General features: G+C 38.2%; 16 protein-coding genes and 1 tRNA gene. 9 read left to right on the forward strand and 8 right to left on the reverse strand.

What is annotated here, in order from left to right; all coding sequences use genetic code 11:
• The first annotated feature begins 156 nt into the window (after positions 1–156).
• Positions 157–230 (forward strand) — tRNA-Asp (locus RIB54_RS02320).
• An 88-nt stretch (positions 231–318) separates the two neighbouring features.
• Here the strand turns inward: RIB54_RS02320 and RIB54_RS02325 are convergent.
• From RIB54_RS02325 to RIB54_RS02335, 3 genes are read right to left on the reverse strand one after another with little or no spacing between them, the layout of a single operon-like run.
• Positions 319–966 (reverse strand): hypothetical protein, encoded by a 648-nt coding sequence (locus tag RIB54_RS02325; protein WP_350099089.1) that lies wholly within the window; start codon positions 964–966, stop codon positions 319–321.
• The gene (locus tag RIB54_RS02330; RefSeq protein ID WP_350099090.1) at positions 956–1,630 is read right to left on the reverse strand and encodes an SEC-C metal-binding domain-containing protein; all 675 of its coding nucleotides are present in this window, start codon (positions 1,628–1,630) and stop codon (positions 956–958) included. The genes RIB54_RS02325 and RIB54_RS02330 overlap by 11 nt, the downstream gene beginning before the upstream one ends.
• A complete protein-coding gene (locus tag RIB54_RS02335; RefSeq protein WP_350099091.1) occupies positions 1,614–2,738 on the reverse strand; it encodes a ComEC/Rec2 family competence protein in 1,125 nt (374 codons plus the stop codon). Before RIB54_RS02335 ends, RIB54_RS02330 begins: the two co-directional genes overlap by 17 nt.
• Positions 2,739–3,066: 328 nt before the next feature.
• Between RIB54_RS02335 and RIB54_RS02340 the strand changes: the two genes are divergently transcribed.
• Both RIB54_RS02340 and RIB54_RS02345 read left to right on the forward strand, forming a co-directional pair.
• Entirely contained in the window at positions 3,067–4,275 is a 1,209-nt protein-coding gene (locus RIB54_RS02340) for an AAA family ATPase (RefSeq protein ID WP_350099092.1), read from the forward strand.
• A gap of 53 nt (positions 4,276–4,328) precedes the next feature.
• Complete coding sequence (locus RIB54_RS02345) at positions 4,329–4,919, forward strand: hypothetical protein (protein WP_350099093.1); 591 nt, start codon at positions 4,329–4,331, stop codon at positions 4,917–4,919.
• Between the two features lie 21 nt (positions 4,920–4,940).
• Here RIB54_RS02345 and RIB54_RS02350 read toward each other — a convergent pair whose 3' ends face one another.
• Entirely contained in the window at positions 4,941–5,990 is a 1,050-nt protein-coding gene (locus RIB54_RS02350; protein ID WP_350099094.1) for a DUF6340 family protein, read from the reverse strand.
• Positions 5,991–6,128: 138 nt separating this feature from the next.
• Here RIB54_RS02350 and RIB54_RS02355 point away from each other — a divergent pair, with 138 nt between their 5' ends.
• From RIB54_RS02355 to RIB54_RS02365, 3 genes are read left to right on the forward strand one after another with little or no spacing between them, the layout of a single operon-like run.
• Positions 6,129–6,446 carry a hypothetical protein gene (locus RIB54_RS02355; protein WP_350099095.1) on the forward strand — a complete coding sequence of 106 codons (318 nt, stop codon included), beginning with the start codon at positions 6,129–6,131 and terminating at the stop codon, positions 6,444–6,446.
• Positions 6,418–7,143, forward strand: a complete 726-nt coding sequence (locus RIB54_RS02360; protein WP_350099096.1) for a tetratricopeptide repeat protein — start codon at positions 6,418–6,420, stop codon at positions 7,141–7,143. Before RIB54_RS02355 ends, RIB54_RS02360 begins: the two co-directional genes overlap by 29 nt.
• Positions 7,140–8,135: a glycosyltransferase gene (locus tag RIB54_RS02365; protein ID WP_350099097.1), complete on the forward strand. Its 996-nt coding sequence runs from the start codon at positions 7,140–7,142 to the stop codon at positions 8,133–8,135. Before RIB54_RS02360 ends, RIB54_RS02365 begins: the two co-directional genes overlap by 4 nt.
• On the opposite strand, the gene RIB54_RS02370 is transcribed toward RIB54_RS02365, so the two are convergent.
• The 4 genes from RIB54_RS02370 to RIB54_RS02385 form a co-directional block, all read right to left on the reverse strand.
• Positions 8,128–8,766 (reverse strand): TetR/AcrR family transcriptional regulator, encoded by a 639-nt coding sequence (locus RIB54_RS02370; RefSeq protein WP_350099098.1) that lies wholly within the window; start codon positions 8,764–8,766, stop codon positions 8,128–8,130. The two genes, RIB54_RS02365 and RIB54_RS02370, sit on opposite strands and share 8 nt — an antisense overlap.
• Positions 8,767–8,853: 87 nt before the next feature.
• Positions 8,854–10,422 (reverse strand): OmpA family protein, encoded by a 1,569-nt coding sequence (locus RIB54_RS02375; protein ID WP_350099099.1) that lies wholly within the window; start codon positions 10,420–10,422, stop codon positions 8,854–8,856.
• Between the two features lie 17 nt (positions 10,423–10,439).
• Entirely contained in the window at positions 10,440–11,264 is an 825-nt protein-coding gene (locus RIB54_RS02380; RefSeq protein WP_350099100.1) for a universal stress protein, read from the reverse strand.
• 54 nt (positions 11,265–11,318) lie between these two features.
• A complete protein-coding gene (locus RIB54_RS02385) occupies positions 11,319–11,903 on the reverse strand; it encodes a DNA-3-methyladenine glycosylase (RefSeq protein WP_350099101.1) in 585 nt (194 codons plus the stop codon).
• 61 nt (positions 11,904–11,964) lie between these two features.
• Between RIB54_RS02385 and RIB54_RS02390 the strand changes: the two genes are divergently transcribed.
• The 3 genes from RIB54_RS02390 (at position 11,965) to RIB54_RS02400 (ending at position 16,810) form a co-directional block, all read left to right on the forward strand.
• The gene (locus RIB54_RS02390; RefSeq protein WP_350099102.1) at positions 11,965–12,828 is read left to right on the forward strand and encodes a DUF2911 domain-containing protein; all 864 of its coding nucleotides are present in this window, start codon (positions 11,965–11,967) and stop codon (positions 12,826–12,828) included.
• Between the two features lie 444 nt (positions 12,829–13,272).
• Positions 13,273–14,040: a GLPGLI family protein gene (locus tag RIB54_RS02395; RefSeq protein WP_350099103.1), complete on the forward strand. Its 768-nt coding sequence runs from the start codon at positions 13,273–13,275 to the stop codon at positions 14,038–14,040.
• 4 nt (positions 14,041–14,044) lie between these two features.
• Entirely contained in the window at positions 14,045–16,810 is a 2,766-nt protein-coding gene (locus tag RIB54_RS02400; RefSeq protein ID WP_350099104.1) for an outer membrane beta-barrel protein, read from the forward strand.
• The last annotated feature ends 2 nt before the right edge of the window (positions 16,811–16,812 follow it).

Consider the following 16,812-nt stretch of genomic DNA (forward strand, 5'->3'; position numbering starts at 1 on the left):
ATCCTTTTAGTTAAAGGTACAAAATTATAACTTATATTGATTTATGATAAGTAAAGGTGTGGTATTTACCCTGTTGAAAAAAATATAAAATATTTTAGGGTCAACTATTGGAAATAAAAAACCACAACTATACATTTGCACCACCTTAAACGAAAGGGTCTGGTAGTTCAGCTGGTTAGAATGCCTGCCTGTCACGCAGGAGGTCGCGGGTTCGAGTCCCGTCCAGACCGCTCTTAAGTTTAAAAACCCCTTCAGATTAACATTTGAAGGGGTTTTTTATTTTATGGTTTTCGCTTTGAACCAGTTATTGGAACTTATTTACTTAGAAGAAACAAATTCAGACACTACTTTAGCAACGAAATATTCACCATTCTTTACTATCACTTTCTTCATTGTTAGTATAGGAATTGAATAGCAAATCAACAATACCAGAGCCTGCCTTAAAAGTTCAGGATTTGATGGCCAGAAATACAAATACAATGTAGCGAAAAATAAAATCACCCAACTTATTAAAACTGAACCTAACAGATTCCTTAAAAACCCATACCTAATATTTAATTTTAGTATAAATTGTGAATCTCGAACATCAGCAAGAACTAATTCAAAGGCTTCTTGCCAACTTCGTTGATCATTTTTATTAATCTTGTATTTAAAAGATTTATTTATCTTACTGACATATCTTTTAAAGAAATCTTTTGAAAAATACATTTCATAATTCATCAGCATATATATACTTGGCATTCCTGATTTAGCAAATATCCTATCTTGGTAAAACTTCGAGATTTCTCTTACCAAATAAGATAAGGTTATCACCAATACTAATAATAATGAAATTCCATTGAAGAAAACTGTTTCCAAAATAGATAGATCGGTAAAAAACAGATTATTGATAACCCAGACCATTGGAATAAACGCAAGTAATGATGGCAAAATTCTAGCCTGCCAATCATATTTATCAATTTTCATAATTCCTTTTAAGCTTAAAATATATCCTTCTTATTTCTTTGCTGGTTAAATGAATTTCTGATTCTACTGCCAACATATGGCATTCGCTATATTGTCTTTCACTTCCACAAAAGCACGGTTTTGACTTAGACCAGCTTAAATTATATGTTGTGTATGCTAAGGCCTTCAATACTAATTGTTTATCATCAAGTTGATAGTACTCTTTAAAGTAGTCCCAATATCCATTCAAGTCATGGTCATATTCAGCATATAAATACTTTTTTTCATTTGAATTCACCTTTACATACTGAATGGCTAAATGAGGTTTCAAAATTTCTTCAATGAAATACGTTAATGTAATACCGTCTTTACATATTACAAGTTCTCTTGGTGGAATTTCTAAACATAGTTGCCCATGTTTAGATTTATGATGCCCGATATTACTCGGTATCTTATTACTTGTTTCATAGACTAATGGGTATCTATACGGAAACGTTTTAGATGAGAAATCTCCATAGTTTGAGGGAAACAGTAACTTGATATCATAAGTCTCAAATTGCACCCCCCCTTCGACTAAATCAATACTCCCACTTATTGAAATACCATTACTAGAAGATAACTCAAGACTTTCATAAGTCTTGAGTTCTTCTTGCAAGCTACTTAGAACTTCAGGAGACATCCCCATTAAAATATGGTTTAGGTGAAACTGCTCTCTCCGCCATTATCATTGCTGCCTTGAGCTTTTGATTTTTTTCAGAATCATCTGGATCATCATCTTCATTCTCGGACAATGAGTAACTTTTTACTAAGTCAAAATCCTTTTCAATAGATATTTCTCCATCAGAAGTGATATCCACAAACAGAGAATGCCTATCATCTCCTAAATGATAAATATTTTCATCATTCACATACTTTTTATAAAGCTCTATCGCATCATCATGTGGGTGATCAAATTGACTTTCGGACTGCTTCGGAGCACTAATAACAAGATATTCAGGCTCAATCTTATCCATATGATCTTCATATGGTTCTTGATCATCTTTATCATTCTTAAAAAAAGACCTTGAGCCATGATGAGAGGCACTAAGTACTTCAGAACCTAGGCTATTGGAATGATAATCGGTAATGTGATCTTGCCAGGCCTTTTTGTCAGAATCGCCAGTGTGCAAAATAGACTTTAGATTGACACCATATTTAAATTTGATAACACCAGACATTTCATGTATTCTATTATATCTAGTGTCATCATCTTCTCCATCAACATCATCTGATACATACTCGGCAGGTGAAAGAACTTGGTAATCAATGTCACCTAGCTTCTTAATTATAGAAGTTTCCTTATCGCTAGTTCTAACAGTGTTATCACTATTACTCCCACACAATACAAACTCATTCTCATCACCAATCTGCTCAATAACATACTTTAATTCCTCGTATGCACCTTCATGTTTTTTTCCTGGCTTGTGTCCACTGTGCCATACCTCTTTAAAACCAATTTCATCATGAAGCTTTTTAAGACCTATTAAGTGATCATTATGAGGATGTGTATTAATAAAAATAAGTTCATCACCATCATCAAGGAGATCCTTTAATAATTTAACTAAGTCAATACCACGGTTTTTCCGATCTACATTACAATCAAGAAGAACAAAAATAAAATTGCTTCCATTTGGAATAACAAACAAAGTAGATTCACCTTGTCCAACGTACAGATGCGCACATCTTAGCACACCTTCATCAGGGATTAGTTTTTCTTTAGCTAAATTGCCCACAGGAAATCCCCTTTCCTGCAATCGTCATGTTTCATCATAATCTTTACATTTAAAATTTAAAAATTATGGTTGCTCATTTAGCTTTGTTATCTTTGCAGTAAGTTATTCGCTCTTAATGAGCAACCATTTTAATTTGGGGTGAGCCTTCCACGCTCGCCCCATTTCCATCAAGAATCATTCCACAATATTTTTTGCTGCCAACATGTCATGATGAGTTTGTCTCATTCTTTGTTAGCGATTCTAATAATGTTGAATAAAATTACTAATTTTAGAGAATATTTCTCATAACATGTTAATTAATTTTACAATAGCTAATTACAAGTCGATAAATGAGAGAATCACGCTATCGATGGTTGCGGAACCTATTAGACAGAGAGTCAAAGAGAATACATTTGACACTGAATACAGAAGCTTAAGTCTATTAAAAGCGGGAATTATCTATGGTGCAAATGCATCAGGAAAATCTAATTTATTCAAAGGGCTAAGTTTTATGAAATCTTTTGTCCTAGAATCTGCTAATAGTTTTGTTTCAAGTAAGTTGCTAACCCTGGAACCTTACAGGCTTAATAAAAGAAACTTAACAGCTCCAACTTATTTTGAAATAGAATTTATTGTTTTCGGTGAGCGCTATAACTACTCTTTTAGTATTGACAGAAAAAGAGTACATAGTGAAAACCTCATTTCTATTTTAAAAACAACATCCAAAACTCTATTTAGTAGAGAATTAGATTCTATTGAGGTCAATCCATCATTTGGAGAAGGATTTGGTAAACAGAAATTTGCCAGGCCTGACTCACTATTTTTAAGCACTGTTGGGATTTTTAATGGGCCAATTTCAAAACAAATAATGAATTGGTTTGAAAATACCAATATTATAACAGACAATAACATTGGTACAAACACATCGCTGACAGCCAAACTAGCATTAGATAAAAAGTTCAAAAAAACACTTTTACAACTCTTCGAAGACGCTAAGTTGGATATTGACGATATTGAAATTGAAACACAGTCCGTTGATGACAATTCCTTGAAATATTTTACTCCTGAATTAAGAGATATTGTGAAACAACAAACGGATTATTTGCTTAAAATATGGACTAAACACAGATCCCATGAAGAAACAAAATTGGGAGAAGAGCTCATTAATTTTGATCTCAGTGAAGAATCCTCAGGAACTCAAAAATTCTTTGCCCTTGCTGGCCCTATTGTTAATAGTATTAGAAACGGATATCCTCTGTTTGTAGATGAATTAGACTCAAGACTCCATAGTGAATTGGTTAAATTCATTCTAGAACTTTTTTGCCGTCCGGAAAATAAAAATGGTGGACAACTTATTGCGATAAGTCATATGCCGCATATATTGTCATCTGAATTACTTAGAACTGATCAAATGATAATGTTACAAAGAGGAATAAAAGGGACAACCTTGAAAACTGTTCAAAGTATGGGGATTAGATATGACGCATCGTTTGAGCGAGATTACCTAAAGGGTAAATATGGTGGCATACCTAACATAAAGATGAATCAATTAGGAATTTTTAAAAATGAAGATGAGTAATCTATTTTTCATCATTAGTTTATTAACTTGATGGAAACCAACTTATCCAAGTCATGAAAAATTTCAATTCCCTCCTAATCCTACTAGTAGTTATAACCATGAGCTGCGAGGCTCAGATTCCTAACAAGGAAGAGCAAATAGCCGGAGCTGTGATGGCTGCGCCTGAAGAAAAAAGAGCTGAAGCCACAGTGATGGGCTTTGATGAAAATGAAAAGCTAGTAGTGATAAGGCAAGGTACTAATGAATTAATTTGCTTAGCTGATGACCCTAATCAGGAAGGATTTAATGCTTCATGCTACCATAAGGACCTGGAACCATTCATGGCAAGAGGCCGGGCCTTAAAGGAAGAAGGTAAGGAAAGACAGGAGATATTTGATATCAGGGAGAAAGAGGTAAAAGAAGGCAAACTCAAAATGCCAGAGAATCCGTCAACACTGCATGTACTCTCGGGTGCTGAAGGAAAATATGATGCCGCTTCTGGTAAAGTTATCAATGCCAACCTTAGGTACGTGGTCTATATTCCCTTTGCTACTCCCGAATCAACAGGCTTACCTATTCGTCCGTTAGTGCCAGGTGGCCCCTGGATAATGGATCCGGGAACGCACAGGGCCCATATTATGATTACTCCACCTGCTGAGAATTAGTTGAAGTAGAAGAGCAGACATCTAATTCATCTGCTCTTTAATCCTCTCCTCCTCATACATTCTGTTCTGTATGGTGCGCACGTAGTCTCTTGCATCTTTATTACCAAAATCCACATAAGCTTTTTGAGCCCACTCTTTGGCTTTAGGTAAGTCGCCCAGCACCTCATAAGCGATAGCGGTATTGTAAGCTAGTTTTCCAGCTTCTTTGGTTGGGGCTGAACTTATACCACTTTCCCATTTATCCGCGGCCTCCTGCCATTTGTTAACATCAGCTAGCCTACTCCCCTGTTCTAGTTGAATGGCCTTTTTAGACTTGCCATAAAACATTCTGGAGATTCTAACAGGCATGGGTGCAATCTTGTAGGCATAATCGCTCCCAACATTTCTACTCAGATATCGTGTAGCTGAAGATTTATCGATAAGTGCAGCCAGAGCATCCTTTAAGGTGCTTCCAGCGGCATTCCAGGTATTTGATTTGTTCAATAATTGCTGATCAACTATAGTTTTAGCAACAGGATCATAAAGTCTGATACCTATGGTAATATTACCTACGCCCTCGGCATAAAACTCATCGACTTCAACTTCTCTTTTAACTTCACCTTCAGTAACAGTCTTTTTAACTTTTCTCTTTCCATTGGTCACCACAAAATCAGTATCAAACATTTCAATGGATACCATGGCATCAGTTCCATACTTATTACATAAATTTTGCACTTCCATCCATGATAGCTGTGAGGGAAAAGCTGAGGTCATACTATTACCGTTCAATCGCTCAGCAGCTATCTTAGTACTAAATCTCGGTGATCGGCCCAATTGCTGTTGAAATGAATTGATTAATTCCTGAACTCCGGCCTTATCATCACCAGGCATCTCACCGGTGAGCACGCCTTCCAGAATATTAATGCTTTCTTTTGCGAATTTTGTTCTATCCACAATCAGCAAGGTATTGACCTCTGGCGGAAATGTAATTTCCGCAGGACGCATGGCATTCATGGTCACGGTTCTTGTTCCTGAACATGATACTATAACAATGGCAACTAAGCTTATAATAGGAATGGCTAACTTTTTCATCGTTCTGAGGTGTGGTTTGGTATATAATTTAGTGAAATTTATATAATGTCATGTACTGTCATTTCACAAATCTGTAAACAAGCTTGATGCCATTCTTCATTTTCTCAAATAATTATATCTTCTTTACGTTCGTAAGCTTTGAGACTACTGATAATAACCATATTCTTTACTTTTTCGCTGCTTCAGGGGTGCAACAATTCCAAGTACATCACTGTAAAGCATGTTAAGCCTATTAACAGGAACAGGTACTACAATCCTAAAAAGGACAAGCGCAAGAAAAAGGTGAAGTACGTAAAAGTGAAGATCCTTAAGAAATCGGCTGAAGTAAAACCAGCAAAGGTAAAGCCTCCTAAAAAGAAGAAGATTAAATCAGACTCCCTGAACACCACAACCACTGATTCTGTTGAGGATATAGAAGAAACTACGGATGAGCAAGACAGCACAGGATTATTTTAACGAAGCAACAACCCTCTGCCAAAACAAAAAATACAAAGAGGCTATACCCCTATTTTCTAAGGCAATTAAGCTGGATGAGGACAATCTGAAAATCAGGTATGACCGGGCCAAGGCTCATTTCAAACTAGGCGAGTTTGATGCCTCGATATCTGATTTCAACTTTTTAGTGGAAAAGGAACCAAATAATGGCTATTTCCTGAGTGAAAGAGCTGTGGCATTTCATTTGAACAAGCAGAATGAACTGGCCATGGTTGATCTTAACAGGGCTGCTGAACTTGAACCGAATAAACCCTTTCGCTATTCCAGTCGTGCTTATATAAAAGAAAGAATGGGTGACCTTGAAGGGGCTATTGAAGACTATGAACGCTGCATTGCCTTAGATCCTGATGATGCCATAGCGCACAATAACAAAGGCCTTGTAGAAGAGAAATTGGGCTACCAGGCACGCTCTAAAGCGAGTTTTGCCAGAGCAGATGAACTTGACCCCAATTATGACGCAGATAAAATTGAAAAGTCCAGACAAGAACGAGCAAAGCTAAATAAACCACAAACTGAGAAAGTGGCTAAAACAGATTTGTCTGTTGATAAACTGACGGTCAAAGGATATCTTAAATCTGTAAAATCTTTAGCTTCTGACAAATCGGAAAGAAAGCAGTTCTTCAAATTCATCAAACAAATATTCAAGGCCGAAAATTGAAACCCCTTGTTTCCATTATTCTGCCAGTCTTTAATGGTGAGCATACTTTACAGGCAGCCATTGATAGCATTACCCATCAGACCTTTACGGATTGGGAGCTTATCATCATTGATGACGGCTCTACAGATAATACTAATAGCATAATTCAATCCATTAATAATGAGCGGGTTACACATTTTAAAACCAATAACAGAGGCATAGCCAAAGCTTTAAATTTTGGAATTAAAATGTCCAGCTCCGCCATCATTTGCAGAATGGATGCTGATGACGTTTGCCACCACCAGCGGTTGGAACTGCAGTTCAATTATCTCCAGGAACATCCTGAAGTTGGTGTCGTTTCTTCACTGGTGGAATACGAAGGTAACCGCGAAGCCAACACAGGATACGCCTTGTATGTCGATGAAATCAATCAAATTATAGATCGCCAATCCATATTAAAAAAGCGATTTACCGAGTCACCTATTCCCCATCCATCTGTGATGTTCAGAAAATCATTGATATACAAATATGGCGGCTATAATGAAGGTCACCTGCCAGAGGATTATGAGCTCTGGCTCCGCTGGATGCATAATGACGTAGTTGTTGAAAAGGTCAACTTACCACTACTTCATTGGCATGATTCTGCCGCCCGGCTTTCTCGCAATCATGCTAATTATGATTTGGAGAAGTTTTACGAGCTCAAGATCAAGTATCTGGCTCAGCACCTTGCCAAGCAACAAATACCTACTGATAACCTTTGGGTCTGGGGTACTGGGCGGCAGATCAACAAGTGGATTAACCTTCTAAATAGGTATAATCTAGAAGTACAAGGACAAATAGATGTAAAAACTACCAGCCTTGATGGATCGGTTATTCACTTTACAGAACTGGATAAGGATAAGCATCCTTTAATTATCTCTTTGGTTAGAGATAGAAATGGAAAAAAGCGAATTGAAGCTTATTTAAATGAACAGGGCTATAATGAAGGCAGGAACTTCTTTATGCTTAGTTAGTCAAACCCTTCAATAGGTTATCTATATTTCTCTTGAAGAGCACATTGATTGGTGATACCTGACGTAGATGAGCCATTACAATTGAGCCATACATTAGGGTCATAAAAACTAAAGCTAATTCTTTGGTATCGCTCTTAGTGGTGATCTGGCTTTTGAATACTGCTTCCAGAAGGAATTTTTCCATCATTTGTTGTAATGACAGTAGTTCAACTTTATCAGACATCATCAAAGAAGGGTGCAAAATTTCTCTTTCTACCGTTTTCAATGGAAATGGTGCAGGTGGTCTTTGTAGTGATGTAAGATAACTGATCAAACTCAAGATTAAGCCCGGATGTCTTTCATATGCATTGGCCATCTTATCAAAGAGGTAACGAACGCCATCAAGGCCTTCACGGTTCTGATTATCAAGATCAACGACCCTGTCAAGGCACCAAACACGCAAATAATAAAGCAGAATATCTTCCTTCTGAGGAAAGTATTTAAAGAAGGTTACTTTGGAAACATTTACTTTTTCGCAAATTTCATCTACATACAAGTCTTTAAACGACTTTTTGCCCACAAGACTGACTGTAGCATTTAAAATATCTATTTTAATCTTTGCTGACTTGGTTTCCCTTACACTTGCTTCCATTTAAATTTACTTTACTCAGGTAAGTTAAATGAAATAGCTTAGAAAAAAAGTAGAAAGTAGGCAAAAAACTTACGTGTGTTACTTGTTTTAATTCTTAACAATAGTAAACTCCACCCGCCTGTTTAAAATACGTTTTGCAGGGTCTTCATTATCAGCAATTGGTCGGCTACCACCATACCCCTTGCCCGAAATACGCTTAGCAGAAATCCCCTTTCTAACCAGGTATTTTTTCACGGCCTCTACCCTGTCTTTAGAGAGCTGAACATTGTATTTGGCAATACCTCTATTATCCGTATGCCCCTCAAGTCTGATCTTTACCTTAGGGTTTTCCTTCATAAACTCAGCTACCAGATTAAGCTCTGGATATGATGACTCCAGAAACTCTGCTTTTGACTGCTGGAACAGCACATCTTTAAGGTTTACAGTAGTACCCACCTCAATAGGATCCAGTGCGAAGTTCATTTCAAATGCATTGATCTCATTTGACTTGAGCTCCAAAACCTCCTGATGACTTATATAACCTGGGGCCTCAACACGGATGAGATAATCTCCAATGGCATCTATTTTTAAAGCATAACTTCCTTTCTCGGATTTTATAGAATTGATCATTGTATCATCCGTGGTCTTTAAAGAAATTTTAGCTTCTACCATACTTCTATCCTTTTTATTAGTTGTATTTCCGTAAAGCGTTATCACTTTATCATCAAATACAGGAAGGTTTTCTGCGATGGTAACACCAGTCGGCTCGACCACAACAGTGGTATCCAAAGGTGTTGGCTCATCTGACTCAGGATCAATGTAAATTCTAAGGTCACCAAAACCATCACTGTTTAATGTTGACGTGTAGAAATAAGTATTGTTATATAAATGAAGGCCAAGCTCTTTGCCTTCTGTATTTAACTCCGTAAAAGGTGTGGGAGCACTCCAGTTAATCCATGAGTCATCTAGCCGCTCTGAATAATAGATGTCTGTCCCCCCTGTTGAGTTATGCCCATTGGAAGAGAAATATAATGTCTTATTATCGTCAGATAGAAAAGGTGAAAACTCCTGAAACTTGGTATTTATAGTCTGCCCAAGGTTCTTAGGCTCTGACCACTGGCCATTTCCTTTGTTGATGCACACATATAAATCTTCCCCTCCAGCGCTGCCGTAGCTTTCCAATGAAACCACCATAACAGCTGCGTCTTCGGTTATAGCTCCTCCATGATATTCAGAAGTGTTTTTATAATATGGCACGTTAATGTTCTCAGGAAATGACCAACCTGAAGTAGTTTTGGTTGACCTTGCTATTCCCTGCGTTTTTATCAGGCTATTGTCATCAGAATAATGGTTGAACAGATAGATAACATCGCTGCCGCCAACAAAACCTAAAACGCCATTCCACCCTTTATTATTAAGCTTTTTCGCATTTATTGGCTCAGACCACATGCCATTAGGCATCAGGTTGCTGTACCAGATGTCACCTAAATCTATAACACCACCAACATTTTCCGGATGTCTGCTTCTTGTAAAGTACAAAGTTCTTCCATCAGGAGATAAAACCGGGTTTTGCTCATCATAAATACTATTGATTTTATGAAATGTATCAATTGATTGAGCAGACAAAGAACCAAATACCAACGATAAGACAAGGACTGTCAGAGAGCTTTTAAACATTTAAAACGAGTGATTTACTATAATTTTAGAACTAATAATGGTTTGTCAGTTGAGTAGGACAACACCTGGGTAATGCTTTTGCTGAACATACTTTCTACTATATTGCGCTTTCTTTTAAAGGCTACAAGCAGATCGGCATCTTCTTGCTGCATATATTCATTGATACCTCCCCCTACTTCATCTTTATAATTCTTGTTAACAAAAGTGATTTTGTTGTATTGAATAAAACTCTTCAACTCTTCAACGAACCTGTTATAGGTTTTTTGGGAATCACTGAGGTTGATATGAAGTACATAGATTCGTGCATCAAACATAGTGGCAAAAGATATTACTTCCTGAATGGCCATTTTATCCTCTTCAAGAAAATCAGAGGCATATACAATCTTTTTGAAATGCTTAAAGTTAGCATTATTAGGAACACACAAAATGGGCTTGCGTACTTCATCGATGGTATCTTCAGTATTGCTACCAAAAAATACACCATGCACCCTGCTTACACCGGTGGTACCCATCACAACTAAATCATAGTTTTCATCATAGGCCACTTCCTTGATTTTATCAATCAGGTCGCCCATTTCAATATGAAAATCGCACTTTATTTGCCCCTCGGTTTCTTCGACTATTGAGTTAACCAATAACTTCAATTTAGAATTGGCCAGTGCCAATAACTCCTTGAATGTCTTTCCTTTAGCCTCCTGCCCCAATGCTTTATTAAAGTCATCTTCAGTAAAAACATGTAGAAGAGTCAACCTCGACTTGAACTTCTTAGCTATTTCCAGCGCATACTCAATAGCATTGAGCGAAGCACTTGAAAAATCGACCGGACATAGAATCTTATTCATAGCTCTACAAATATATAAGTTCAGTTAGTAATATATTATTAAAATCCAGGATGCTTACATTTTCTTACTTACCCATGGGCTGTTTTTAGCAGTAAATCTCCATAAAAGGTTAGCATCCTCACCAGCATAATCAATGCCTATTCGTTTAGAAGCCACAACATCCATTGAATTACCAACTGGTTCTGTAAGCCATATAGTATCTTCTGTTAAGCTTATTTTGTTATGATTTAGGCCAATGCCCAATGCTTTTGATAATTTACCGGGTCCTGAAGTGATCCTTGATGATGGTTTAAGCTCCTCCGGATCAAAACCGAGATTCGGTTGTATGGCTCTAATTAGCACCGCTTCTGCCTTATCCTCAATATTGGTAACAATGTTAAACAGGTGATGAATGCCATAGCAGAGATATACATAAGCTATGCCTCCGGTCATAAATAATGGCTCCGTTCTTGCCGTAAGCTTATTATCAAAGGCATGGCAACCACGCTCTAAATAAGAATAGGCCTCTGTTTCAACGATAATCCCTGATCTGTGACCCAAATCAGTTTTAACATGTAGCTCCTTACCCACCAAGTCTTTGGCCAGCGCCACTACATCATCAGCTAAATAATATGAATTATCGAGTTTCTTTTGAACCATGTTCTAACCAAAATTATATAATTTGCGTACTCAAAACGTAACAAACTTAAACTTATACAAAATGAAAAAAACACTACTAACCGCATTAGCTGCCGTTATGGCATTTAGCATTAATGCACAAATTGAAACGCCTGCACCTAGCCCAGCTGGCTCTGTTTACAGCAAAGTTGGATTGACAGATGTAACTATCGAATACTCAAGACCTAAAGTTAAAGGCCGTAAAATCTTCGGTGAAGGAAGTGATTTTCTTCAGCCATACGGACAACTATGGAGAGCAGGTGCCAACGCAGGTTCTAAATTGATCATTAGCACTGACATCACTTTTGGTGGTACTGCAGTAAAAGCTGGCGAATACTTAATCTTTGCTACTCCTGGTAAAGATGAGTGGTCTGTTTCTTTATACTCTGACATTTCTTTAGGTGGAAATGTAGGTGGTTATGACAAATCAAAAGAAGTGGCTCTAGCTAAAGTGAAACCAAGAACACTTTCTACCCCTGTTGAAGTATTAACTTACAATATTGCTGACATTAGTGATGATAATACAACTGCTGCTATAGAACTAAGATGGTCTGATGTTTCTGTTAAAGTGCCTATCAAGGTAGATTTTGATGCACAAGTAATGGCATCTATTGAGGCTAATACTAAAGTAAACCCAGGAAACTACGTTGCTGCTGCAAACTATTACTTAGCTGCTGGTAAAGACTTGAACCAGGCTTTGAAGTGGATGGACATGTACCTTGCTGTTGGTGAGAATAGCAAGCAATTCTGGCATGTACACACCAAAGCACAAATTCTTGCGAAAATGGGTGACAAAAAAGCGGCTAAAGAAACTGCTACTAAGTCTATGGAATTAGCTAAGGCTAGCCCTAACGGAGATTTTGGTTACGTTAAAAGAAACGAAGATCTTATCGCAACTTTGAAGTAATTATTACAATCAATCAGAACTGAAAAGAGGTCGTTCGCTAGCTAGCGGATGGCCTTTTTTATACCAAGTGTTGTTATCCTTAGTTCACTTTTTATTCTTAACCACAGAGTCCACGGAGGGCACAGAGATTTTTGATATTTCATACAGCCTTTGATCCCGAGTACTTTTTTTCTACCACTGCGTAACTCTGTTTACTTTGCGGTTTAATCTCACCACGGAGAACACAGAGATCTCAGAGAAAGGCTATCCATATATTTGATTAAACATAGTCCGTAGCTATTTTATTTTCTCTGTGTAACTCTGCTTCCTCTGTGGTTTAATCTTCAAAATAGTGCCTTATATTGATTAATTAACATTTTTTAACCAAGACGTTAACATTTTTTAAGAGTCCTTCCCTGCCTATACATCACGTTTCATAGTATCCTTGAACAAACAAATAAAACTATGAAACGACTAATACTACTATTCTTGTTAACCGCAGGTTTCGCCCAGGCACAGGACCTTAAGGGCAAAATTGAATATGATGAAACGGTTCAATTCAAAATGAACTTCGGTGGTGATATGGATGAGGCCATGTTTGCCAACATTCCAAAAAGCAATACCAATTCCTATGAATTGATCTTCGGTAATGACAAAAGCCTGTACCGCACCTCTACCAACCCCGAACAAAAAGAAGCTCCTAAACAAATGTTTACCAGTGATGATGGTGCCCAGATAGAAATCAAAACCAAGCGTTCAGAAGATGTGACTTTTTACAATATGCCTAAAAAGGAGCTCGTACAGAAAGTTGACTTTATGGACAGGGTCTTCCTTATTGAAGATGATTTAAAAAGCCTGAAATGGAAAATTGAACCTGATAATAAAACAGTACTGAGTTATAATTGTCAAAAGGCTACCTATACTGAAGACAGCACCACTTATGAAGCATGGTTTACTACTCAAATCCCCGCATCCATTGGGCCATCCAGATTTGTAGGACTGCCAGGAGCTATTCTAGAACTGAGCGTAAATGATGGTGAACGTACTTATGTAGCCACCAGTGTTGATTTAGAAGCCGACTACAGCAGCGAAATTGAGTCGCCCGGAAAAGGTAAAAAAGTGACACGCGAAGAGTTTAACAAGATTCGTGAAGAGAAGCTGAAGGAGATGGAAGCTGAATTTGGTGGCGCGCATCAAGGTGGTGGAGTAAAGGTATTTATTCAAAAGAACTAGCTCCATGCGTTATATACTCGGTTTTCTCCTCACCTGCATTGCAAGTGTGGCACTGGCACAGTCTGTCGTAGTTACAGGTCAAGTTATGGACAAAGACAACAACCCTTTGCCTTCGGCAAGTACAGTGCTGATCAATGCTTCTGACTCCATTATGCAGAGCTTCACTATTGCTGACAATGAAGGCAATTTCCTGCTAAAGAAGGTCAATAAAGGCTCTTATATACTGCAGGTGGCTTTTGTAGGTTATGAAACACTCTCGAAACCATTTACAGTAAGTGACCAGAAAGAGTCAATAGACCTGGGGCAGCTAAAACTCATGGAGAAAACCGAGATATTGGATGGCGTTTCTGTCTCTGCGGACAGAATTCCCATCATGATCAATGGCGATACCATTGAATATAATGCTGATGCCTTTAAAACCCAGCCTAACGCAACTGTAGAAGAACTGCTCAAGAGGCTGCCCGGTGTGGAAGTAGATCAGGATGGCAATATAAAAGCCCAAGGCGAAAAGGTGAACAAGGTTTTTGTAGATGGCAAGGAGTTCTTTGGCGATGATCCTAAAATTGCCACTAAAAACCTGCCCGCTGATGCCATTAACAAAGTGCAGGTATTTGATAAAATGTCTGACATGGCGGAATTTACAGGAGTGGATGATGGTGAAAGGTCAAAGACCATCAACCTTGATTTGAAAGATGATAAAAAGAATGGTGTATTTGGTAAAATAGCTGGCGGTTATGGTACTGATGACCGTTTTCAAGGTAAGGCCAGTATCAACAAGTTCAATAAAAAAACACAGCTTTCAGCACTAGCAGCTACCAATAACATCAATGAGCAGAATTTCTCATTCCAAGATTATATGGGTTTTTCCGGTGGGCTATCAGCGCTATCAGGTGGTGGCATGATGATGTCCGTTGAAGGTGTGGATGGTGGCATGGGCGGCCAGCAAGGTGGAGTATCAACTGCCACATCTGGCGGTATTAATTTCAATCATGATTTTAGTAAAAGGACAGAATTTACTTCCTCCTACTTCTTCAATGGCATAGACAACACCATTGATCAGACTTCTGCTCGGCAGAACTTCCTGAACGGCTCCATCTACAATTCAGGAGACACCTCCTACTCTACCAGCAACAACATCAACCACCGCCTTACTTTTAAACTGGAACATAAAATCAATGACGGTCAAGATATTACTCTAAGGTCAAACATCAAACTCAATAATGGCTCCAACAGGCTGACCCGCTCCAATCAGACCTTTGATGCGGGCGATGCACTGCTTAATGAGAGTTATAATAACAACAACGGCACATCAGACAATGTCTCATTTGACTCAAGAATTGCTTACCGCAAGAAGCTCAGTGATATAGGCCGTCTGATCACCGCCAATGCCACTATTGGCTATGGCAATACCATTCAGAATCAGAATATTCTGTCTACCACGTCTTTTTATGGCAATAACCCAAACACCATTAATCTTGATCAGTTACAGGACATGTCAAATGATGCCTTTGATTATAACCTGAGAGTGGCCTATACGGAACCATTGGGCAATTTAAAATTCCTTAGTGCCATTTATGAAAGACAAAATTACGATACTGAAAACAAATCTTTTTACTTCGACAATGTGGGCACCGACAGGATCAGGAACGACCAGTTAAGCCAGCTCTACAGACGCGATTACTTCTACGATCAGGGAGGGTTTAAGCTTCAAATGAATAGTGAAGACTTAACATTCTCTGCTGGCGTAATGGCACAGTCATCAAACCTTAAAGGCAAACTGATTAATGAAGATGTGAAGATTAACAAGAATTTCTTCAATGTGCTGCCCTCTATGGATTTGCGCTACAGTTTCGCCAGGTCAAAATCATTGAGCCTCGGCTACAGCACCAGTGTAAATGAGCCGAGCGTGCGCCAGTTGCAGCCAGTAGTGGACAATAGCAACCCGCTGAACATCTACATTGGTAATCCTGACCTTAAGACTGAATATATGCACAATGCTTATTTGAACTTCTCTTTGTTCGATAATTTCAGTTTCACCAACTTATTTGCCAGACTGAATACCCGACTTGTGCAGAATAGGATCACCAACACCACCCTAATTTCTGATGATTTGACACAGACCGTGAGCCCTACCAATATTAATGAAGAATGGAGCGGCAATGGCTATTTCTCCTTTGGCACCTCTGTGAAGCCCTTGGGTATTAAATTCCATATTTCCACCAGCCACACGTATACTAAAACGCAATTGTTTATCAATGACCAGAAGAATGGTGTGGAGCGTTTTCAGAACTCGATAGACTTTAATGTGGAGAACAGAAAGAAAAATGCTGTAGACGTGGTGGTGGGTTATAAGACTGAGCTGAATGACACCAAATACTCTGAGTCTGACAACCTGAACCAGAGCTACTTCCGCAATGTGCTGTATTCCGATCTGAGCCTTACCTTTTTGAAAACATGGAACCTTGGTTCTTCATTTGACTACCGGATATTTGATGGTGATGCCTTTGACAAGAAGATAGAAATGCCGATTTGGAGAATGCATTTGGCCAAAACCTTCCTGAAAAATGACCGTGGCGAATTGAAATTGAGCGTTTATGATCTGCTAAATAAAATCAGTGGCGTATCAAGAACCAGCAACTTCAACTACATTCAGGACCAGCGCATTAATGTGGTTACCCAATATGCCATGCTGACTTTTACCTACTCACTGTCCAAGTTCGGGGGTGATAAAAGTGGTATTGTGATTAAAGAGGGGCATGAGCGGAGATAGTC

Source organism: Fulvivirga sp. (assembly GCF_040218215.1).
Taxonomy (GTDB): Bacteria; Bacteroidota; Bacteroidia; order Cytophagales; family Cyclobacteriaceae; genus Fulvivirga.